20 protein-coding genes and 2 tRNA genes are annotated in these 20,569 nt (G+C 67.4%); 9 read left to right on the top strand and 13 right to left on the bottom strand.

Annotated features, from left to right (window positions below; all coding sequences use genetic code 11):
- The first annotated feature begins 23 nt into the window (after positions 1-23).
- On the top strand, positions 24-641 hold the full coding sequence (locus K254_RS0120065; protein WP_026556848.1) for a class I SAM-dependent methyltransferase: 618 nt from the start codon (positions 24-26) through the stop codon (positions 639-641).
- A gap of 21 nt (positions 642-662) precedes the next feature.
- Here the strand turns inward: K254_RS0120065 and K254_RS0120060 are convergent, their stop codons facing one another.
- A complete protein-coding gene (locus K254_RS0120060) occupies positions 663-1,052 on the bottom strand; it encodes a hypothetical protein (protein ID WP_026556847.1) in 390 nt (129 codons plus the stop codon).
- 36 nt (positions 1,053-1,088) lie between these two features.
- Positions 1,089-2,072 carry an NAD(P)H-quinone oxidoreductase gene (locus K254_RS0120055; RefSeq protein WP_026556846.1) on the bottom strand — a complete coding sequence of 328 codons (984 nt, stop codon included), beginning with the start codon at positions 2,070-2,072 and terminating at the stop codon, positions 1,089-1,091.
- Between the two features lie 78 nt (positions 2,073-2,150).
- Between K254_RS0120055 and K254_RS0120050 the strand changes: the two genes are divergently transcribed.
- Both K254_RS0120050 and K254_RS24425 read left to right on the top strand, forming a co-directional pair.
- Positions 2,151-2,238, top strand: a tRNA-Ser gene (locus K254_RS0120050).
- 79 nt (positions 2,239-2,317) lie between these two features.
- The gene (locus K254_RS24425) at positions 2,318-3,067 is read left to right on the top strand and encodes a potassium channel family protein (RefSeq protein WP_231391925.1); all 750 of its coding nucleotides are present in this window, start codon (positions 2,318-2,320) and stop codon (positions 3,065-3,067) included.
- A gap of 88 nt (positions 3,068-3,155) precedes the next feature.
- Here K254_RS24425 and K254_RS0120040 read toward each other — a convergent pair whose 3' ends face one another.
- Together K254_RS0120040 and K254_RS0120035 are read right to left on the bottom strand one after the other, a co-directional pair.
- On the bottom strand, positions 3,156-3,611 hold the full coding sequence (locus tag K254_RS0120040; RefSeq protein ID WP_035750413.1) for a GNAT family N-acetyltransferase: 456 nt from the start codon (positions 3,609-3,611) through the stop codon (positions 3,156-3,158).
- Positions 3,611-5,533, bottom strand: coding sequence for an FAD/NAD(P)-binding protein (locus K254_RS0120035; RefSeq protein WP_026556844.1), 1,923 nt, complete (start codon positions 5,531-5,533; stop codon positions 3,611-3,613). The genes K254_RS0120040 and K254_RS0120035 overlap by 1 nt, the downstream gene beginning before the upstream one ends.
- A gap of 73 nt (positions 5,534-5,606) precedes the next feature.
- Here K254_RS0120035 and K254_RS0120030 point away from each other — a divergent pair, with 73 nt between their 5' ends.
- The 3 genes from K254_RS0120030 to K254_RS0120020 all read left to right on the top strand — a co-directional run bounded on the left by K254_RS0120030 (position 5,607) and on the right by K254_RS0120020 (position 8,849).
- Positions 5,607-7,802 (top strand): prolyl oligopeptidase family serine peptidase, encoded by a 2,196-nt coding sequence (locus K254_RS0120030; RefSeq protein WP_026556843.1) that lies wholly within the window; start codon positions 5,607-5,609, stop codon positions 7,800-7,802.
- A 119-nt stretch (positions 7,803-7,921) separates the two neighbouring features.
- Positions 7,922-8,009 (top strand) — tRNA-Ser (locus K254_RS0120025).
- Between the two features lie 201 nt (positions 8,010-8,210).
- A complete protein-coding gene (locus tag K254_RS0120020; RefSeq protein ID WP_026556842.1) occupies positions 8,211-8,849 on the top strand; it encodes a hypothetical protein in 639 nt (212 codons plus the stop codon).
- Here the strand turns inward: K254_RS0120020 and K254_RS25835 are convergent.
- Complete coding sequence (locus K254_RS25835; RefSeq protein WP_155848637.1) at positions 8,823-9,020, bottom strand: hypothetical protein; 198 nt, start codon at positions 9,018-9,020, stop codon at positions 8,823-8,825. The genes K254_RS0120020 and K254_RS25835 overlap by 27 nt on opposite strands.
- A gap of 20 nt (positions 9,021-9,040) precedes the next feature.
- Between K254_RS25835 and K254_RS0120015 the strand changes: the two genes are divergently transcribed.
- Positions 9,041-9,712: a FadR/GntR family transcriptional regulator gene (locus K254_RS0120015; RefSeq protein ID WP_026556841.1), complete on the top strand. Its 672-nt coding sequence runs from the start codon at positions 9,041-9,043 to the stop codon at positions 9,710-9,712.
- A 68-nt stretch (positions 9,713-9,780) separates the two neighbouring features.
- On the opposite strand, the gene K254_RS0120010 is transcribed toward K254_RS0120015, so the two are convergent.
- The 8 genes from K254_RS0120010 to K254_RS24415 all read right to left on the bottom strand — a co-directional run bounded on the left by K254_RS0120010 (position 9,781) and on the right by K254_RS24415 (position 18,574).
- Positions 9,781-10,764, bottom strand: a complete 984-nt coding sequence (locus tag K254_RS0120010) for an ABC transporter substrate-binding protein (RefSeq protein WP_081710282.1) — start codon at positions 10,762-10,764, stop codon at positions 9,781-9,783.
- A 97-nt stretch (positions 10,765-10,861) separates the two neighbouring features.
- Positions 10,862-11,881: an ABC transporter permease gene (locus K254_RS0120005; RefSeq protein ID WP_026556839.1), complete on the bottom strand. Its 1,020-nt coding sequence runs from the start codon at positions 11,879-11,881 to the stop codon at positions 10,862-10,864.
- A 23-nt stretch (positions 11,882-11,904) separates the two neighbouring features.
- A complete protein-coding gene (locus K254_RS24420) occupies positions 11,905-13,440 on the bottom strand; it encodes a sugar ABC transporter ATP-binding protein (protein ID WP_051389435.1) in 1,536 nt (511 codons plus the stop codon).
- A 305-nt stretch (positions 13,441-13,745) separates the two neighbouring features.
- A complete protein-coding gene (locus K254_RS0119995) occupies positions 13,746-14,645 on the bottom strand; it encodes an amidohydrolase family protein (protein WP_081710281.1) in 900 nt (299 codons plus the stop codon).
- A complete protein-coding gene (locus K254_RS0119990) occupies positions 14,642-15,601 on the bottom strand; it encodes an aldo/keto reductase (RefSeq protein ID WP_035750410.1) in 960 nt (319 codons plus the stop codon). The genes K254_RS0119995 and K254_RS0119990 overlap by 4 nt, the downstream gene beginning before the upstream one ends.
- Complete coding sequence (locus K254_RS0119985) at positions 15,598-15,912, bottom strand: L-rhamnose mutarotase (protein WP_196811020.1); 315 nt, start codon at positions 15,910-15,912, stop codon at positions 15,598-15,600. Before K254_RS0119985 ends, K254_RS0119990 begins: the two co-directional genes overlap by 4 nt.
- Before the next feature lie 3 nt (positions 15,913-15,915).
- Positions 15,916-17,226 (bottom strand): alpha-L-fucosidase, encoded by a 1,311-nt coding sequence (locus tag K254_RS0119980; protein WP_026556835.1) that lies wholly within the window; start codon positions 17,224-17,226, stop codon positions 15,916-15,918.
- Positions 17,227-17,230: 4 nt separating this feature from the next.
- Positions 17,231-18,574, bottom strand: a complete 1,344-nt coding sequence (locus tag K254_RS24415; protein WP_035750408.1) for an enolase C-terminal domain-like protein — start codon at positions 18,572-18,574, stop codon at positions 17,231-17,233.
- Between the two features lie 208 nt (positions 18,575-18,782).
- Between K254_RS24415 and K254_RS0119970 the strand changes: the two genes are divergently transcribed.
- Both K254_RS0119970 and K254_RS0119965 read left to right on the top strand, forming a co-directional pair.
- A complete protein-coding gene (locus tag K254_RS0119970) occupies positions 18,783-19,706 on the top strand; it encodes a fumarylacetoacetate hydrolase family protein (protein ID WP_026556834.1) in 924 nt (307 codons plus the stop codon).
- On the top strand, positions 19,707-20,465 hold the full coding sequence (locus tag K254_RS0119965) for an SDR family NAD(P)-dependent oxidoreductase (protein ID WP_026556833.1): 759 nt from the start codon (positions 19,707-19,709) through the stop codon (positions 20,463-20,465).
- Positions 20,466-20,569: the final 104 nt, after the last annotated feature.

Genomic DNA, 20,569 nt, shown 5'->3' with positions numbered 1-20,569 from the left:
ACCGGCACTTACAAGGAGGACCCATGGGCATCTACCGCGAGCGCATCCTGCCGAGGATCATCAACGCCACCTGCGGGGTGGCGGCCGCCGACGAATCCCGGCGGCGGGTGTGCACCGGCCTGAGCGGCGACGTCGTGGAAATCGGCTTCGGTTCGGGGCACAACGTCCCCTTCTACCCTGCCGCGGTCACCTCGGTGGCCGCCGTCGAGCCCTCGGATCTGGCCTGGCGGCTGGCCGGCGCGCGCCTGGAGGCGGCGGCCGTCCCGGTGCAGCGCTCGGGGCTGGACGGTCAGTCACTGCCGTTCGCCGACGACAGCTTCGATTCAGCCCTGTCCACGTGGACCCTGTGCACCATCCCCGACGCGGGAGCCGCCCTGCGCGAACTCCGCCGGGTCCTCAAACCCGGCGGCACGCTGCACTTCGTTGAACACGGGCTCGCCCCCGATCCGGCGGTGCAGCGCTGGCAGCACCGCCTCGAGCCGCTCCAGATGCTGCTGGTCGGCGGCTGCCACCTGACCCGGTCCACGGCGGACCTGCTCACCGAGGCAGGCTTCACCATTGCGGAGCTGGACGTGTTCTACGAACCAGGGGCTCCAAAGGTGGAGGGCGCGTTCTCCTTGGGCACGGCCGTCTCACCGTAGCCGGTAGCTGGCTCCAGCTGGCTACTCCGGTGGATCGGCCAGGCCTGCGCTGCGCTGCCGCTCCCTGCGCAGCCGCTCCCTGCGGTGCCGGAGCATTTCCCGGCGCAGGCGGGCGGCGGGCTCGGGTTCCGGGTCCAGGCCAAAGGGCTCGTGATTGTCATTGACGTCCAGGCCGTGGAGCCAGACGAGCCCGCGCCGGCCCTCGTCATCGCTGGAGACCAGGGCGATGGCATACAGATCTGCGCCCACCGTTTCCTCGGCCCAGGCCATGGTCTGCGCGAACGTGGCATCCGTGACGTCGTGCGTGGAGACCCACGCCCCCAGCGGGCGGCCGCGGAAGAAGTACACACGGAAGCGGCTTTGGTGCCGTTCCCAGCAGCTGTCCCGCTCGTCGACGTCCTCCACGCGCATGCCGCCACCCTACAGGCAGCCCTCTGGCTGGAGCCCCTACGCGAGCAGCAGGATCTTGCCCACGTGCTTGCCGGAGTCGAAGTAGCGGTGCGCTTCGGCGGCCTGGGCCAGCGGAAACGTCTTGTCCACCACCGTCTGCACGGCGCCGGAGGTGAGCAGCGGCCAGACATGCTCGCGTACGGCGTCCATGATGGCACCCTTCTCGCGCACAGGACGCCCGCGCAGCGTGGTGCCGATGATCGCCCCGCGCTTGGCGAGCAGCGTGCCCAGGTTCAGCTCCGCCGTCGTCCCGCCCTGCAGCCCAATCACCACCAGGCGGCCGTACATGGCCAGGGCGTCGACGTTGCGCTGGAGGTACTTGGCGCCCACCACATCCAGGATGACATCGGCGCCGTGGCCGTCCGTCTGCTGGAGCAGCGACTCGACGAAGTCTTCTTCGTTGTAGTTGATCGCAATGTCCGCACCGAGGTAGCCGGTGAGCGTGCCGATCTTTTCCGCGCTGGAGCCCGTGGCCGCAACGCGTGCGCCAAGCGCCTTGGCCAACTGCACGGCCATGGTGCCGATGCCGCCAGTGCCGCCGTGGATCAGCACCGTCTCCCCGGCCTGCAGCTGCGCCGTCATAAAGAGATTGGAATAGACGGTGGCGGCCACCTCGGGCAGCGCCGCGGCGGTGACCACGTCCACGCCGTCGGGAATCCGCAGCACCTGTTCGGCCGGAACCACCACCTGTTGGGCATAGCCGCCACCGGTCAACAGGGCCACCACCTTGTCGCCCTTGGAGAACGGGCGGGCCACATTGGGGCCAAAACCGGCAATCTTGCCGGAGATTTCCAGCCCCAGGATCTGGGACGCGCCCTCCGGCGGCGGGTAGTAGCCGCGGCGCTGCTGCACGTCCGCGCGGTTCAGCCCGGCGGCGACGACGTCGATCAGCACCTCACCGGGTCCGGGCACGGGTGCGGGTACGTCCTGCAGCTGCAGGACGTCCGGGCCGCCAAACTCCGTGGTGACGATCGCCTTCATAACTGCCTCCTGCTGGTGCCGACCTTGATCCGGCGCCTTTTGTAGCAAGCCGTACCGTATGAAACACTACAAGGGTATGGAAGGTTGTCCGAGCGGCCGATGGAGCTGGTCTTGAAAACCAGTGTGCGGTGACCCCGTACCGCGAGTTCGAATCTCGCACCTTCCGCGCGAACATAGGGAAGCGGCTCCAGTGATGGGGCCGCTTTTCTTGTCCCAATTGGCCGGAATTCCCTGGATTGCAGCCCATGGACGTCCGGCCGAGGCTGCGTCGGACATCTGGCTATCATCGAGGAATGACTCAGGATCGGTGGCGGCGCCACTCGGAATGGCCCTTGTTTGCGGCCGCGCTGATTTTTCTCGCCGCCTATTCCGTGCAGGTCATTGCAAACCTGAATGAGGCACCATCCCTCGCAGTGGACGTCGTCATTTGGGCTACGTGGGCGGTGTTCGTCGTGGACTATGCCGCGAACCTGTACCTTGCCCCGAACCGCGGCCGGTGGGCGCTGCTCAGAGTCTTCCACCGCACGGCCGGAAATGCCCTGCGCGGCCGCATCCTGACTTTTGTACTCGGTTCGGCGGCGCTGCTGGTGTATTGCGGAGCGCTCGCGGTTCTGGACGCCGAAGAGAACGCGGACGGGTCAAACATCACGAACTTTGGCGATGCCCTGTGGTGGGCATTGGTGACGATTGCCACCGTGGGCTACGGCGACTACTACCCAGTCACGTTTGTTGGCCGGTGCGTGGCTGCCGGTCTAATGGTGTCGGGAATAGCCGTTCTCGGTGTTGTCACAGCCTCTGTTGCGTCATGGCTGGTGGAACACGTAGCAACAGGGGCGGCATCAGCCACAGCACAGGCCGATGCGACATTGCGGCAGGAAGTCCAAAGACTGGCCGGCCAAGTGGAGCGCCTCACCTCCGTCTTGGAAGCCACAGGCAGCGAACACCTTCCGGCCCCAGCGAAGGAGCCGCGGGTCGGAAGATCTGATTTGGCGTGAGTTCGCCGTGCACCTGATGGGACCTGCAATTCATCCTGGCTGTGCCAACGTTGGAAGGTGCGGGCGTCTGCAGCCGGTGCGGAGGTACCTAATGCTCGGCCCGGTAGTTCAGATAGTCGCCGTCGGTGCCGGTGCGGAGAAAGCCGTTCTGCTCATAGAGCATCCGCGCCGGGTTGTCGCAGTGCACGCCCAGAAGCAGCCGCTGGGCCCCACGGGCCCGGGCGTCATCCATCCAAGCCCTCAACAGAACCCGCCCCAGACCCCGGCGGCGGTGCGTGGGCACCACGTGGAGCGTTGCCAGCAGCGCGTCTGGGCCGTCCGGCATCCACAGGTAGTAGCCCACCGATTCGCCCGCATCCTCTGCAATGGCGGCGCGCTCCAGGTTGTCCACCCAGAGCTGCAGGTTCCTGTCCACGGCGTTGGTCCAGCCGGCCTCAGCGGCGGGTTCGATCTCGCGGATGTAGCTGCGTTCGCCGCGGAGGATGAAGGGCAGGTCCGCCGGAGTTGCCGGTCGGAGAGTGGTGCCGGCCAGGGAATCCCCCATCAGCCGAGGATCGCTGCGGCGATGGCGTCCGCGTCGCGCAGCGTCCTGTCCCCGCTGCGGTAGACGGGTCCGGATTCGGCGGCGATGGCCGTGCCCCACTGGACGGCGGAAAGCTGCAGGCCCAGCACAAACAACCCCTCCACAGCGTGGCCGTTGGCATCCAGCGGGCGGTAGGGCGGCGCCGTGACGTCCAGACCGGCGGTGGTGACGGCCTCGCCGTCGGCGGCGATCATGATGCGCGGACGCACCAGGCCATCGGCCAGCAGCCCCTCCAACAGGGACGATTGGTTTTCCAGCACGCGGTTGGCCGGCGCCAGCGCCTCCACCAGATGCCGTGCCCGCCACGGAGTGTCCTTGACCCACGGCGAATCCGCGCGGAATTGGCCATCCTCCACGCTGAACACCGGGTCCGGGCCAATGAAGCGGACGACGCCGGCGCGCACCAAGGCGGCCAGCTGGTCCATGCGCAGGGCGGGCGGACCGCTGGCCAGCCCCTCCACAAAGGATTCAAACCAGCCGCGCAGCTCGCCCAGCCAGGACTCCTCGGTGATGCCGCCGTCGGCCACCAGCGACTTCACCACGGCCCGCCCCGCGTTCAGCGCGCCGATGGCCATCTTCACCGGATCGTCCTCGCCGCGGGCCGAGCCGGCGGCGTCCTCGCGCAGGTACCCCAGCACGGCGTCGTCGAGCTCGGCATGGCTGGCAAAGCTGCGCCCGGCCAGCGGACGGGCCAATCCGTTCAGATCCAGCCGGTGTTCCGGCACTACGGAGGCGTCCACGAGGACCGCCAATGCGCGCTCCCAGGAGCGCCCCGGCAGACCGTCCGTGGCGGCGTCGAGGTCCAGCACGGCGTCCAACCGGTCCAGGAAACCGTCGTCCGATACAGCGCCCGGTACGGCGCGGACCAGCGTGGAATAGTAGGCCCAAATAGCGTCGCGGTGCAGCAGCGGCCACACATCGTGGTCGAAACCGGCCGTTGCGCCCATGGCGCGCAGGCCCGCGACGGCGTCCTCGCTGAGGAAGCGCAGGCGCACGCTGGCCGGGTAGTAGCGGTCCAGCTCGGCCTTGGCCCGGTAGGGGGTGCCGCGGCGCGAGGCGGCCAGGATCAGTGGTTCGCGGCCGGATTTCACGTACCGCACGGCCTCCCCCGGGGCCAGCCCGGTGTCCTCGAAGCGGCCGCCGCGGCCCTCGGTCAGCTGGCCCAGCACGTCAAAGAAGTTCAGACCCATGCCGCGCACCAGCACCTTCTCGCCGGCGGGCAGCCCATCCCATTGGACGTCGTTGGGCACCGCGGGCGGCCAATAATTCAGCCCCGAAGCCTTGGCCTTGTCCGCCAGCCGCCGGGCGCGCTCATTGAGCCGGGCCGGCAGGTGCCCCAGGGCCAGGACCACGTGGTCCGCGTCCAGCGTCCCTCCCGTGCTGAGTCCGACGGCGAACCCGGTGCCGTGCCGGGCCACGCGGCGGGCGTGTGTTTCGTGCACCCGCACGCTCACGCCGTCGGGCAGACTCTCCAGCAGCCGGTTGAACGTCCAGCGCAGATAACGGCCGTAGAGGGCGCGGCTGGGGAAGCCGGTGGATTCCAGCCCCACCAGCTCGGTCTTGTCGGCGGTGCTGAGTTCCGGCGACGGGTCCTCGCGCTGGCCGCGGCGCCAGGCGTCGAAGCTGCTGCCCAGCAGCGGCGGGGCGGCGGGTGCGTGGCCGGGGATCAGCGTGGGGAAGAAGGATTGGGTGTTCATCAGGTACAGGCGCGACTGGTCGGTCCGCCACACATGGCCGGGACCTGCGGGGTACGGATCCACCAGATCGATGTGCAGCTCCCCGGTGCCGCCGCGGGCGTGGCGGGCCAGCAGCCGCTCCAGCACGGAGGTGCCGCGAGGGCCTGCCCCCACAACAACCACCGTCTGTTTCCCCGCATCCACCATGCCTTGAGCTTAACCGACCTCTCGTGGCGGGGGCAGCCGGGCGGGCACCGGAATCGCTGCCTAGGATGAATCCATGACCTCCACCACCAACGCCACAGTGCCCGCAGCCACCGAACCTCCCACGCCATCCGGCGCCGCCTCTGCCCCGGTACCAGAGCCGGCGCTGGCCCCGGAACCGGCGGACGAATTCCTCTGGCTCGAGGACATCTACGGCACAGAGCAGCTGGACTGGGTCCGCGAGCGCAATGCCCGCACCGACGAGCTGCTGCTGACCGAGGACTACCTCGCTCTGGAGGGTTCGGTGTTGGAAGCCCTGAACTCCAAGGACCGGATCGCCTTCGTCTCCAAGCGTGGGGATTGGTACTACAACTTCTGGCGCGACGAGGAGAACCCGCGCGGGCTGTGGCGCCGCACGGACTGGGACAGCTACGCCGCCGGAACCCCTTCCTGGGAGGTGCTGCTCGACGTCGATGCGCTCTGTGCCGCCGAGGACACCGAGTGGGTCTGGGCCGGCGCCAGCGTGCTCCGCCCCGCGGAAGGGGACGAGTACCGGTTGGCGATGGTGGCCCTCTCCCCCGACGGCGGCGACGCCGTGGCCTACCGTGAGTTCGATCTGGCCGCCCGCGCCTTTGTCCCGGGCGGATTCGAGATCCCCACCGCCAAGACGCGGCTGTCCTGGCTGGACGCGGACACCCTCTACGTGGGCACCGACTTCGGCCCCGGCTCCCTGACCACCTCCTCCTACCCGCGCAGCTCGCGGATCCTGCGCCGCGGCATGGCCCTGGCCGACGCCGAGGTGTACTTCGAGGTCCCCGAGGACCACCAGAGCGGCGGCGCGGTGCACGACAGCACGCCCGGCTTTGAGCGGGACGTCGCCTTCGACATCGTGGACTTCTACAACAGCCGCAGCCACCTGCGCGTGGACGGCCAGTGGGTGCACATCGACGTGCCCGACGACGTCAGCACCTCCCTGCACCGGCAGTGGCTGGTGCTGCGCCCCCGCACCGCCTGGACCGTTGACGGCACCACCCACGCCGCCGGCTCGCTGCTGGCCGTGGAACTTCAGGCCTATCTGGCCGGCGAACGGACGCTGCACACCCTCTTCACTCCGGATGAGCGCAGCGCCCTGCAGTCCTGGAGCTGGACGGAGAACTTCCTGCTGCTGAACCTGCTGCGCGATGTCTCCTCCACCATCCTGGTGCTGGATCCGGCCAAGGACTGGACGGCAAGGGAGCTTGACGCCTGCCCGCCGCTGCACTCCGTGGACGCCTATGCGGTGGACGACGAGGAGGGCGATGACTACTGGCTCATCGCCACCGGCTACCTGACGCCGTCGTCGGTGTACCGCGGGACGCTTGGGTCCACCGGAGCTGCCGATGGCGCCGCCGCCCTGGTGCGGGCGTCGCCGTCGTTCTTCGACGCGGAACCGTACGAGGTGCAGCAGCACTTTGCCGCCTCCGCCGACGGCACCAAGGTGCCCTACTTCCAGATCGCGGCCAAGGATCTGGTGCTCGACGGCGGCAACCCCACCCTGCTCTACGGCTACGGCGGCTTCGAGCACTCGATGACTCCGGCCTACAGCGCGGCAAATGGCCGGACCTGGCTCTCGCGACGGGCGGAGGTCGAGGGGCTTGAGCGCGGCGGCGTCTACGTGGTGGCCAACATCCGCGGCGGCGGCGAATACGGACCCACCTGGCACCACGCGGCCCTGCAGGAAAACCGGCACCGCGCCTACGAGGACTTTGCCGCCGTGGCCGAGGACCTCATCCGCCGCGGCGTCACCCGGCGCGAACACCTCGGCTGCGAGGGGCGCAGCAACGGCGGGCTGCTGGTGGGCAATATGCTCACGCACTACCCGCACATCTTCGGCGCCGTCTCCTGCGGCGTCCCGCTGCTGGACATGCGCCGTTACACCAAGCTCTCCGCCGGCTACTCGTGGATTGCCGAATACGGCAACCCGGATGTGCCCGAGGAATGGGAGTTTGTCCAGACCTTCTCGCCGTACCACCTGCTGCGCGACGGCGTGGACTACCCCGCCACGTTCATCTGGACCGCCACCAGCGACGACCGGGTGGGCCCGGTGCAGGCGCGCAAGATGGCGGCGCGGATGGAGGCCATGGGCATTCCCGGGCTGTGGTTCTACGAGTCGTTGGAGGGCGGGCACGCCGGCGCCACGGACAACAAGCAGAGCGCCCGGCTGCACACCGCCTCGCAGGAATTCCTCTGGCGTGCACTGACCGGGACCACCGGCGCTGCGGGGTCCATCTAGGCTCCACCGCACGGGAGGCGGTCACGGACCCGTGCACCTGCACCGTCGTTTTGCTTTGTGCACCTGTTTCTAGATAATCTATGGAAGCTGGTTTCGGGCTTCTACCGGAACCAGCACCTGGAGACGTGCCAGAGCGGCCGAATGGGCTTCACTGCTAATGAAGTGTGGGGCACAACTCCACCGGGGGTTCAAATCCCCCCGTCTCCGCGTACGGCCCCCTCTTCGGAGGGGGCCTTTTGCGTACCCGGACGATTCGCTGGTTGAGCTCGTCGAAACCCTTCCCGGTGGTTGAGCCTGCCGAAACCCCGTGGGCCGAGCGTAGACCCCGCCCACCGCCGTCGAGCCCTTCCCCTCCGTACCGCTTTGGCCGAGGATGGAGCCACGCAACCAGACTGGAGTGGGGACCTCATGAGACTGCTGCACCCTCGGCCGGGCAACCCGTGGCCGCACGACATGGTCATCGGCGTGGACCCGGCGCCGTCCAACATCTGCATGCTGTTGTACATCCGCAGCGCGTGGGGCATCGCCGCCGACGCCGATGTACCTCCCTTGGTTCCGGTGCCGGAACGCGGCACCTCCGCAGCGCCTGACACCGCCAGCCTTCAGGAGTGGGGCGCCCGCTGGGCCGTCGCGTGGCGGCGGGCCTGGGATTGGTACGAGATCCAGGAGCCGCGGTCCGGCCAGCTTCCAACGCAGGAAATGCTCCGTTCTTTGGCTGCCCCCGGCCAGCCCCTGCACCCCCTGGTCCCACCATTTTGGTATGCCGAACATGGCGATAAGGGGCTCGACTGGGATGCCTACGGAACGTGGCAGAACTCCCTGCAGCCAATTCCGCCGCCCCTCCGGGTGCAGCAGAGCCCCGAGCACCTGTCCCTACCCGCCCTCATCGAAGCGTGGCAGGGCGGATTGGGTTCCATCATCACCCTCCCCTACCAAGGCTGGTACGCCCGGCGCATCACCCGCCGGCACCTCGTCGTGTCCACCGAGGTCCGGGCCAATCCCGGGCTGTACGCCCGTGCCTTATTGGGCGCCCCCGCCGGTGGTTGAGCGCAGCGAAGCGGAGTCGAAACCCAGTGCCACGCCCGCGTCGCCGGCCACCGCCGTCGTCCGGCGACGCAGTTTCCCGCCCAGGATGCAGTCGTAGTCATATCCCCGGCGGGAAACGGCGTCATGGATGCGGTCGGGGTACCGGGCCGCGCCTGCGGGCGGAATAAACATCCGACCAATACAATGGGTGGATGGCCGTTACCGATGAAGCAATCCACAAGATCAAAGAGATGATCCTCTCCGGCGAGCTCTCCGCCGGGGACCGGCTCCCGCCGGAGAAGGAGCTCAGCGAGAAGCTGGGCCTGTCCCGCAGCTCGCTGCGCGAGGCCGTGAAGGCCCTGGAGATCATCCGGGTGCTGGATGTGCGCCGCGGCGACGGCACCTACGTGACAAGCCTGGAGCCGGCGCTGCTGACCGAGGCCGTGTCCTTCATCGTGGACCTGCACCAGGACAAGTCGGTGCTGGAGATCTTCGAGGTCCGCCGCATCCTGGAGCCCGCCGCGGCCGCCATGGCCGCCGGGCACATCACCGCCGAGCAGCTCACCGCCCTGCGCGCCACCATGGCCGACGTCGACGAGGACACCAGCGTGGAGGACCTCGTCAACCACGATCTCGTGTTCCACGGCCTCATTGCCCAGGCCGCCGAGAACTCCTACCTGGCCAGCCTCCTCGATGGGCTCTCCTCCAACACCGTCCGTGCGCGCATCTGGCGTGGACTGACCCAGGAGAAGGCCGTCTCGCGCACGCTCTCCGAGCACGCCGCCATCGCCGACGCTCTGGAGCGCGGGGACGCCGAGCTGGCCCGGGCCCTGCTGACGGTGCACATTTCCGGCGTCGAGCAGTGGCTCCGCGAGGCCCTCTAGCCCAGGAAACGCCCCCAACGCGAAGGCGCCCCGTCCCAGCTGGGACGGGGCGCCTTCGCGTACAAGGACTAGGCGTACAGGTTGGAGGCAATCTTGGGGTCGTCGATGTTCTTCTTGTCGTACCAGTAGAAGCCGGTGTCGATGACCTTCTCCACCTTGGTGCCCTTGATGGCGGCGACGGCGGCCTTGACGGTCTCGTAGCCAATGCCCACGGGGTTCTGGGTGACGGCGCCGGCCATCAGCCCGGACTTGATGGCGTCCATCTGGGCCTTGCCGGAGTCGAAGCCGACCACCGTCAGCTTGCCGGTGATGCCCAGCTCCTGGACGGCGTTGACGACGCCGATGGCAGCACCCTCGTTGGTGCCGTACATGCCCTTCAGATCCGAGTTGGCGGCGATGATGGTCTTCGCGGCATCGGTGGACTTGAGCTGGTCGCCGTCGGCGTACTGGATGTCCGCGATGGTGATCTTGGGGGCGTTGGCCTTGATCCAGTCGACGAAGCCGTCGCGGCGGTCGGTGCCGGAGGTGGAGGTCTGGGAGTGGCCGATGATGGCGATCTTGCCCTCGTTGCCGATCAGCGCGGCCATGTGCTTGGCGGCCTCGGCTGCGGCAGCCTTGTTGTCCGTGGACGCGGTGGCCAGCGGGATGTCGGAGGCAACGCCGGAGTCGAAGGCGATCACGGGGATGTTCTTGGCCTTGGCTTCCTGCAGCACGCCCTCGGCGGCCTTGGAGTCCAGGGCGGCCAGCGCAAGGGCGGCCGGGCCCTTGGCCATGGCATTGTTCAGCTGGTCCATCTGCTGCTGGACGTTGGTTTCCTTGTCCGGACCCTCGAAGGAGATCTCGACGTCGAATTCCTTCGCGGCCTGCTCGGCACCCTGCTTGACCGACTGCCAGAACTGGTGCTGGAAGCCCTTGGAGACGATGGCGATGTACGGCTTCTTGCCATCAGCGGCACCGCTGGTGGGGGCGGAGGAGGCGGCGGTGTCGCAGGCGGCCAGGGAGACGGTTGCTGCTGCAGCCAGACCCAGGGCCAGGAAATTCCTTCTATCCATGTGTATCAAAACTCCTTTGTCATCAACTTTGTTTAAGAACGGTCAGAACGGGTGGACATGGTGGTGCACAAGCGGGTGGAGCAAAAAACTGGTGCGGCTACTTTGCCGATTCCTTGCGGCGCAGGATGTCCAGGTAGACGGCCAGGAGGATGACGACGCCGACGGCGACGTTCTGCCATTCCTGCGGGATGGACATGATGCTCAGGCCATTGGTCAGCACGGCCATGATCAGCGCGCCGATCACGGTGCCGATGATGGTGCCCTTGCCGCCCTGCAGCGAGGTTCCGCCAATAATGACGGCGGCGATGGCCTGCAGTTCCAGGCCCATGCCACCGGCGGGCTGGGCGGAGTTCAGGCGGGCGGTGGCGATGACGCCGGCCAGGCCGGTGAAGCAGCCGGCCACCGTGTAGATCCAGATCTTCCACTTGGTGACGTTGACGCCCGAGAGCGCCGTGGCCTCCTCGTTGGAACCGATGGAGTAGGTGTACCGGCCCAGCACCGTCTTGGACAGCACGACGCCGGCAATGATCGCTGCGGCGAAGAGGATGAAGACGGCGTTGGGGATCACCAGTCCGGGGATGGACTTGCCCAGGGCGAAGATCTTCTGGAAGCCCTCGACGTCGGTGGTGTAGACGGGCTTGGTGCCGGAGATGACCAGGGCCAGGCCGGCGGCGACCATCATCATGGCCAGCGTGGCGATGAAGGGCGGGATCTTCAGCAGCGCGATCAGCAGGCCATTGATGGCGCCGATCATGGCACCGAAGAGGATGCCGCAGAGCACACCAACGAACATCGGCATGCCCATGTTGGTCATGAACACCGCCGTCATGACCGAGCAGAGCGTCATGCCCGTGCCGATCGAGAGGTCGATGCCGCCGGTGATGATGACGAAGGTGGTGCCCAGCGCCAGCAGACCCGTCACCACGGTGGAGAGCAGGATGTTGGAGAGGTTGGCCGGCTGGTAGAAGCTGTGGCTCGCCACGGAGAAGAAGATGACCAGGGCCAGCAGCGAGGCAAAGGCGAGCAGCTGCTGCAGGCTGGACTTGAGCCGGGTGATGTTTTCACTCTTTTTGTCGCTGGCGGCTTTTGCGGGCGCAGCGTCCTGTAGCAAAGTCATGATGAAGTTCCTTCTTCAGTTGCTTAGCCCTGCACGCCGGCAGGTGTTTCGGTGGTCCGGGCGCCCGCGGCGGTGCGGGTGGCCAGCTCCATGATGTTCTCCTGCGTGGCCTCGGCGCTGGCCAGGAAACCGGCAATGCGGCCCTCGGCCATGACGGCGATCCGGTGGCTCATGCGCAGGACCTCGGGCAGTTCCGAGGAGATCATGATGATCGATTTCCCCGTCGCGGCCAGCTGGTTGAGCAGGGCGTAGATTTCCTCCTTGGCGCCGACGTCGATGCCTCGGGTGGGTTCGTCGAAGATCAGGATGTCGCAGTCGCGCACCAGCCATTTGGCGATGACGATCTTCTGCTGGTTGCCGCCGGAGAGGTTCTTGGCGGCCTGGGCGATGGAGGGCGTCTTGATGCGCAGCGTGGCCACGTACTCCTCGCTGGCGGCCTTCATCGCGGGGTTGTTCAGGAAGCCCAGCTTGGAGAACCGCTTCAGCGAGCTCAGCGCGATGTTGTCCTTGACGTCGCGTTCGAGCATCAGGCCCAGGTGCTTGCGGTCCTCGGAGAGGTAGCCGACGCCCAGGTCCGCGGCAACGGCAGGGTTGGACATGGCCACGGCCTTGCCGTTGAGCTCGACGGTGCCGGCGCTCATCTTGTCCGCGCCGACGATGGCCCGGGCCACCTCGGTGCGGCCGGCGCCCATGAGCCCGGCGAAGCCCAGGATCTCTCCGCGCTTGAGGTCGAAGCTGACGTCCTTCAGCAGTTCCTTGGTGGAGAGGCCGCTGACCTTCAGCACGGTTTCGGACGACGACGGCGCCGCCACCGGCCGCTGTTCACCGGAGATCTCCCGGCCCACCATCAAGGTAATGACCTCGGGCATGGTGGTCGTGGCAGTGTCCACGGTGTCGATGTACTGGCCATCGCGGATGACCGTGATCCGGTTGGAGATCGCCTTGAGTTCATCCATCCGGTGCGAAATGTAGATGACGCCGGTAGTGGGCTTGATGAAGTTGCGGATCAGGTCGTGCAGAGTGGCCACCTCGGCGTCGTTCAGGGCTGCCGTGGGCTCGTCCATGATCAGGATCTTGGATTTGTACGACAGCGCCTTGGCAATCTCCACCATCTGCTGTTTGGCCACCGTCAACTCCCCCACCCGCTGCTTCGGGTTGAGGTTGATGTTGATCTTGTCGAACAGGAACTGCGCCTTGCGGTTCATGGCGGTCTCACTGAGAAAGATTCCGCCGATGCGTGGTTCGCGGCCAATGTAGATGTTCTGCGCGACGGTCAAATCCGGCATCAGGTTGAATTCCTGGTGGATGATGCTGATGCCCAGTTCCTGGGCGTGCTTCGTGCCGCCAATCACCACTGGCTCGCCGTCAACCACAAAGCGGCCCTCGTCCGGGACGTAGATGCCGGACAGCAGTTTCATCAGGGTCGACTTGCCGGCGCCGTTCTCGCCCACCAGGGCCAGCACCTCGCCGCCGCGCAGTTCCAGCTGCATGTCCGACAGGGCCTTGACGCCGGGGAAGCTCTTGGAAACGCCGCTGATCTTCAGCAATTCGCTGCTCATGCGTTGACCCCACCCTGTGGGGATCCATGCTGTGGGGATCCATGCAGTGCGGATACATTCGGTGCGGATACATGCAGTGAGACTAAGATCTGATGTCTATGGGTCAGAGAGATCATACGTCCTCCTGGAAACTTGGGCCGACTTCTGAGTATTTTGGGTCGAAATCGGCTCAAACACTTCGAGAAGGTTCATTTGTTGCGCCACCACAGTGACTTGGCTTACACAATGGTACGACATTTACGTGTCGGAAACATCAGATTTTCCAAAAACATCCGATGTTTACTAGAAAGTTACTCGCCGGTTGCCTACCAGGCCGCCCGGGCGTAGATCCGGCGGGCCGTGCCGGCCTGGATTTCGCACTGTTCGGCGGGGCTCAGCGTGGACACCAGCTCCGCCAGCACCCCCTGCGTCTGTGCGTAGGGTGCCCCCAGCAGGCTGACGGGCCAGTCCCCGCCGTACATCAGGCGCGCGGGGCCGAAGACGTCCAGTGCAATGTCAAAGATCCGCCGCAATGCCGCGGCGGAATAGGGCCGCCCGGGCTCGTGCAGCCCGGAAATCTTCGCTGCCACATTGGGCAGCGGGGCCAGCCGGCGCAGCTGCGCCTCCCAGTCCGCCAGCCCGGCGTCGTCCACCGGCGGTTTGGCCAGGTGGTCCACCACCACCGTCAGCTCCTCGAGCTCCGCCGCGGCGTCAACGGTGTCGCCAAGATGGCCGGGGAAGGCATTGGGGACATCCAGCGGAAGCCCCGCCCCGGCCAGCAGAGCCAGGGATTTGCGCACGGACGCCAGTGCCAGAAACCCGCTGCGCGGATCGTCATGGATCAGGTGGCGCACGCCAGCGAATGCCGGCCGGAGACCGAAGAGTTCCAGCTGCCGCGCCGCTGCCGCCGGATCATCCAGCTGCACCCAACCCACCACGCCGGCAATCCACGGATTGGCCTCGGCCGTGGCCAGCATGAACTCGGTGTCCGCGGTGGAGTCCTCGGCCTGGACCAGGATGGCCCGGCCGATGCCGGCCGCGGACAACTCGGTCCAGGCGTCAGCGGCATCGAAGCTGCGGTGCAGCACGCCGTGCTGCGGGCCCAGCCAGGAGTACCGGCCGGGCTCCAGCTGCCACAGGTGCAGGTGGGCGTCCACCCAGTCCGCTGCCGCGGCATCCGGACCAGTGGCACCAACCCTGCCAGCGGCGGAGCCGGACTGGTTCATGCCCTGACCTCCAGAGGCAGCAGACCCTGCTCCACGAGCGCCTCCCACAATTCCGCCGGGACATCGGCCGCCATCCGCTCGGCCGTCTGGCTGATCTGCGCCGGCGTGGCAGCGCCGACGACGACGCTGCGCACCGCCGGGTGCCGCAGGCTGAACTTCAGCGCCGCCGTCGGCAGGTCCACGCCGAACTCGGCGCAGCAGGCGGCGAGCGCGCGGGCCTTGGCCAGGATGGCAACAGGCGCGGGGGCGTAGTTGTAGTGGGCATCATCGGGAACCACGGGTCGGGCCAGCAGGCCGGAGTTGTAGACGCCCACGTTGACCACGCCGACGCCGTTCTCCGTGCACAGCGGGAGGAGTTCGGCCAGGGCGGGCTGTTCCAGCAGGGTGTAGCGGCCGGCCAGCATGATCAGATCCAGATCCGCCCCGCGGACGCAGGCCGCCAGGGCCTCGGCGGAGTTGGCGCCGACGCCGATCTGGGACACCAACCCCTCGGCACGCAGCTTTTGCAGGGCGGGCAGCGCCTGGCTGATTCCTGCGTCGAGGTCGTAGACGTCCGGATCGTGCAGGTAGGCGATGTCGATGCGTTCCAGACCCAGGCGTTCCAGGGAGTCCTCGATGCTGCGGCGGATGCCGGCCTCGGACGGGTCCCACCGGCGCACGGTGTCCGCCCGGACGGCAAAGCCCTGGGTGTCCAGCGCGCCGTCGGGGTTGTCCGTGGGGTCCAGGACCCGGCCCACCTTGGTGGAGATGACAAATTCATCGCGCGGCTTGGACGCCAGCACGGCGCCCAGACGTCGTTCTGACAGCCCCAGCCCGTAGTGCGGGGCCGTGTCGAAGTACCGGATCCCGGCGTCCCAGGCGGCGTGCACTGTGGCCGCGGCATCGTCGTCGGACACCCCGCGGTACAGATTTCCGATGCCCGCGGCACCGAAGCCGAGCGTGGTCATTTCGGTCATGGCAGCTCCCACACCTTTGCCAGTCCATCGTCGTTGCCGGAGTAGTCGTCCTCGATCTCCAGCAGCTCGGCCATCTGGGCCTGCCAGGCGATGTTCACCGGATGGGTGGCCATGTTCTTGCGCATGGCGCTGTAGTCGGCCACCTCCACCACGTGGAACAGCTCGCGGCCGCTGCGCCAGATGCGCCACGTGGACACGCCGGCGGCGCGCAGTGCGGCGTCCAGCTCATCGCTGATCCGCGCGTGCACGGCGTCGTACTCCGCTTCCTTGCCCGGCTTCAGCCGGGTGTGCAGGGCAATGGTCTGTGCCACGGGTCAATCTCCTTCGTTGAGGAAAAGTTCGATGACGGGTACTGCAACATCCGGCCGCTGCACGGGGAGCTTGAGGGTCAGGGTGCCCTCCGGCTGCCCCGCGGGGGTCATGTGGCCCGCCTCCTGGTCCGGGTCCAGCACCTGCATGGCCGCCTCGGAGGCGTCATTGAGCAGCTGGGCGTAGCGGACCCTGCCGGCCAGGCCGGGGAGGTGGACAAACTGGAAGGGCCAGGCGAACAGGTGCACGTACAGCCGGTTCCCCCGGCGGGTGTACCGCGCGTCCGACGGCGGCACCAGCTCCGTGGCTTCGGCGCCGTGGATGGACCTGCCGTGGACGCGCATCCATTCGCCCATGCCGGCCAGCGCCTCCCGGGCGCGTGCGTCGATCTCGCCACGCGCCGTCGGACCAACATTGAGCAGCAGGTTGCCGCCCTTGGAGACGCCGTCGATCAGCATGCGCACCAGAAGGTCGGTGGACTTGTAGTCAAGGTTGTCCCGGTCATAGCCCCAGCTGCCGTTCAGCGTCTGGCAGGCCTCCCAGGGCACCTCCTTGTCCCCGCTCACCATGGCCCCGGTGGGCTGGTACTGCTCCGGGGTGACAAAGTCACCCGGAATGTCCAGCCTGTCGTTGACCACAATGCCCGGCTGGAGCGCCCGGATCATCCCCATCAGCTCTTCCGAGCCCCAGTCCTTGCGGCCCTTGCCCGGGAACTTGTCCCCGGCCGGGGCCGTGCCGCCCGGGTTCGGGTAGGAGAAGTCGAAGAACAGGTAGTCGATCTGTCCATAGTTGGTGAGCAGTTCGCGGACCTGGCCATGGAGGTACTCGCGGTACTTGGCGCCGTCGCGCATTTTGTTCAGCTCCAACGCATCCGGATGGTTCCGCTCGACGTGGTTGGCGTCGATGGCGAAATCGGGGTGGTGCCAGTCGATGACGGAGTGGTAGAAGCCCACCTTCAGCCCGGCCTCGCGCAGGGCGGCAACGTAGGGCGCCAGCAGATCCGCACCGTAGGGAGTGTTGGTGGCCTTGTAGTCCGTCAGGGCCGAATCCCACAGGCAGAAGCCATCGTGGTGTTTGGTGGTCAGCACCACGTATTTCATGCCGGCGGCCTTGGCGGTGGCGGCCCACTCGCGCGGATCGTAGAGGTCCGGGTCGAAGTGCTCGAAGTACTTGTTGTAGTCCTCGATCGAGGTCTGCTCGCGGTAGCGCACCCACTCGTGGCGGGCGGGGAGGGAGTAGAGCCCCCAGTGCACGAACATGCCAAACCGGGCCTCGGTGAACCAGGGGGCATGGGGGATGTGGACCTGCGACGACATTGTTCTAGACCGCTTCTTTCAATTCGTGCCGAGCCGCCTGGGCCAGTGCGTCTTCACGCCAGAACGTGCCATCCGGGAAGCTGTACTCCTCGATGGAGGACGCCAGCATTTCGCTGCCGCCGCCCGGTGCGAGAGGCGGCCAGTAGCAGCCCTGGCGCACATCGATCGGGGTCGCGAAGTGCTCGTGCAGGTGGTCAACAAATTCAATCATGCGGTCATCCTTCTTTCCGGAGACTGCAACATAGTCGAACATGGACAAGTGCTGGACGGCCTCGCACAGTCCCACACCGCCGGCGTGGGGGCAGACGCGGACGCCGAACTTGGCCGCCAGCAGCAGGATGGCCACATTCTCGTTGACACCTGCCACGCGGGCGGCATCGATCTGCAGCACCTGCAGGGACTGGGCCTGGAGCATCTGCTTGAACACCACGCGGTTCTGCACGTGCTCGCCGGTGGCCACCGGAATCGGGGCAACGCCGCGGGCAATGGCCGCATGGCCCAGAATGTCGTCGGGGCTGGTGGGCTCCTCGATCCAGGCGATGTCGAACGGCGCCAGGTGCTTCATCCACTCAATGGCGCTGCCCACATCCCAGCGCTGGTTGGCGTCCACGGCAATCTTGATGCCGGGGCCGACGGCGGCACGGGCCGCGCGGACGCGGCGGATGTCGTCCGCAAGATCGGCGCCGACCTTCAGCTTGATCTGCTTGAAGCCGTCGGCCACGGCCTCGCGGGCCAGCCGGGTGAGCTTCTCATCGGAGTAGCCCAGCCAGCCCGGCGTCGTCGTGTAGCCCGGGTAGCCCTCGGCCAGCAAGGTGGCCTGGCGCTCGCCGCGGCCCGCGACGGCTCCTTCAAGGATCTCCAGCGCCTCGGCGGGGGTCAGCGCATCGGAAAGGTAGCGGAAGTCCACCAGCTCCACCAGCTCCGCCGGGCTCATGGCCGCCAGCAGCTGCCACAGCGGAACGCCCGCGCGCTTGGCCTTCAGGTCCCACAGCGCGTTGACGACGGCGCCGATGGCCATGTGCATGACGCCCTTCTCCGGACCCAGCCAGCGCAGCTGCGAATCGTTGATGAATTCCTTGTAGGTGGCTCCCATGTTTGCCAGGAGCTCCTCGACATTGCAGCCCAGCAGGTAGGGCGTCAGCGCCTTGATCGCGGCGGTCTCCACGTCGTTTCCACGGCCGATGGTGAACACGAAGCCGTGGCCTTCCAGTCCATCGCTGCTGTCCGTGCGGATGCGCAGGTAGGCCGCCGAGTAATCGGGGTCCGGATTCATGGCATCGGAGCCATCCAACTCGCGGGAGGTTGGAAAACGAACGTCGCTGGTCTCGACCGCAATGACGGTACTCACGTGGTTGCTCCCTAGGTTTTGGTGGCGGCGCGGTGTCCTGCCGTGGCAGTCACCCATACTCCCTCTAGATAAACATCCGATGTTTGACTTGTCAATCATGACGCATCGCCTAGAATCATAGGTAAAGTGGCTTCAAAGCTCAGATGTTATAGGAGCTGCCATGCCGGAACAACAGCGCACCGCCGCGGCGGTTGAGAGGGATTTCCCCATGAAGATTGCACAGCTTGGAACCCCGGGGAACGAGATCCCCGTCGTCTTCGCCACCGATTCCACCGGCACGGAGCGCGCCTATGACGTGCGCTCCGTAACAACCGCCGTCGACGGCGCCTTCCTGGCAGGCGGCGGCATCGACGCCGTCCGCGCGGCCCTGGCCGCCGGCTCCCTGCCCGAACTTCCCGGGGCCTCGGACCTGCGCCAGGGCACGCCGGTCGCCCGCCCGAACAACGTGGTCTGCATCGGCATGAACTACGCCGCGCACGCCGCCGAGTCCGGCGCCCAGCCGCCCACCATCCCGGTGGTCTTCCTCAAGCCCACCAACACCGTGGCCGGCCCCCACGACGCCGCCCCCATCCCGCCGCTGAGCAGCCAGTACGACTGGGAGGTGGAACTGGGCATCGTGATCGGCACCGAACTCAGCTACGCCGGCTCGCTGGAGGAGGCGGCAGCCGCCGTCGCCGGCTACGTGGTGGCCAACGACCTCTCCGAACGCGAATACCAGATCCCCGGTGCCGCAGGGCAGTGGACCAAGGGCAAGTCCCTGCCCAAGTCCACCCCGCTGGGCCCGTGGTTCGTGCCCGCCGGGGACATCGACGCCTCCGCCCTGCGCCTGCGCAGCTGGGTCAACGGCGAACCGCGCCAGGACTCCAACACGGCGGACCTGATCTTCGACATCCCCACGATCGTCCACCACGTCAGCCAGTACATGCTGCTGGAGCCCGGCGACGTCATCCTCACCGGCACCCCCGAGGGCGTGGCCCTCTCCGGCCGCTTCCCCTACCTCGCCGACGGCGACGTCGTCGAGGTCGAGATCGAGGGCCTGGGCCGCCAGCGCCAGGAATTCTTCCGTACCGTCCCCGGCGCACCCGCCGCCCTGGCCACCGCTGCAACGACCTCAACCACTCAGGAGCAGTAGATGAGCACCGAACTGGACACCCTCACCGCCGTCGTCACCGGCGGCGCCTCCGGCATCGGGGCGGCCATCGCGGCCAAACTCCAGGGCATGGGCGCCTCGGTGGCCGTGCTGGACCTCAACCCGGCCGGGATTCCGGCCGGCCAGCTGGGCCTGGCCTGCGACGTCTCCGACGACGCCTCGGTCCGTGCCGCCGTCGACGCCGTCGCCGCGCAGCTGGGCGGGATCGACATTGTGGTGAACAACGCCGGCATCGGCGCCCAAGGCACGGTGGAGGACAACGACGACGACGAATGGCACCGCGTGTGGAACATCAACGTCGTCGGCATGGTGCGCCTGAGCCGCGCCACGCTGCCGCACCTGCGCAAGTCCAAAGCCGCGGCGATTGTGAACACCTGCTCCATCGCCGCCACGGCCGGCCTGCCCCAGCGCGCCCTGTACAGCGCCACCAAGGGTGCGGTGCTGTCCCTGACCCAGGCGATGGCCGCGGACCACCTGCGCGAGGGCATCCGCGTGAACTGCGTCAACCCCGGCACGGCCGACACCCCCTGGGTGGCCCGGCTGCTGGATTCCGCCGATGACCCGGCCGCCGAGCGCGCAGCCCTGAACGCCCGCCAGCCGCACGGCCGCCTGGTCAGCGCGGAGGAGGTTGCCGGGGCCGTGGCCTACCTGGCGAGCCCGCTCTCCGGTTCCACCACCGGCACCTCCATCGCCGTCGACGGCGGCATGCAGGCCCTGCGTCTGCGCCCCGCCGGCCAGTAGCCGGCACCGACCCCGGCCCGCGACGCAGTTCCCCGTTGACGACGCAGTAGTAGTCATGTCCCAAGCGGGGAACTGCGTCCCCGTTGCGCGCGGTGGGCCCGCGA

The organism is Arthrobacter sp. 35W (assembly GCF_000482545.1).
GTDB lineage: Bacteria > Actinomycetota > Actinomycetes > Actinomycetales > Micrococcaceae > Specibacter.
This window is presented reverse-complemented; position numbering and strand designations above follow the sequence as displayed.